Annotated in this window: 1 pseudogene; it reads left to right on the top strand. The window is 59.6% G+C overall.

The features are described 5' to 3' along the window. Window positions 1-502, top strand: a pseudogene (locus AB4090_RS15140) (hypothetical protein); the annotation flags it as partial.

The following is a 502-nucleotide window of genomic DNA, read 5'->3' as shown; positions in this document are numbered from 1 at the left end:
GGGCTGTACCACATCAACCTCGTCGACGAGGTGACACAGTTCCAGTTCGTGGGCTCCGTCGAACGCATCAGCGAGCGTTTCCTGCTCCCCGTTCTGGAGGCCCTGATCGACGCCTTTCCCTTTGTCGTACACGGCGTTCACTCCGACAACGGCTCGGAATACATCAACCAACGCGTCGCCCGATTGCTGGAGAAGCTGCGCGTCGAGCAGTTCACCAAATCCCGCGCCCGGCGTAGTAACGACAATGCGTTGGTGGAGTCCAAGAACGGGTCGGTGGTCCGCAAACATTTGGGCTACGCCCACATTCCGGGGCGCTTTGCCCGGCAGGTCAACACCTTCGCTCAGGAGGTGCTCTCCCCGTACCTGAACTACCATCGGCCCTGCTTCTTTCCCATGGAGGAGATCGACGCCAGAGGCCGACTACGAAAACGCTATCCCTACGCACAGATGATGACCCCGTACGACAAGCTCAAGTCTCTGGATCAGGCCAGCCAGTACCTCA

It is taken from the genome of Acidithiobacillus sp. IBUN Pt1247-S3 (assembly GCF_041146875.1).
Lineage (GTDB): Bacteria > Pseudomonadota > Gammaproteobacteria > Acidithiobacillales > Acidithiobacillaceae > Igneacidithiobacillus.
The sequence above is the reverse complement of the archived record's forward strand: the minus strand, read 5'-3'. Positions and strand labels throughout refer to the sequence as shown.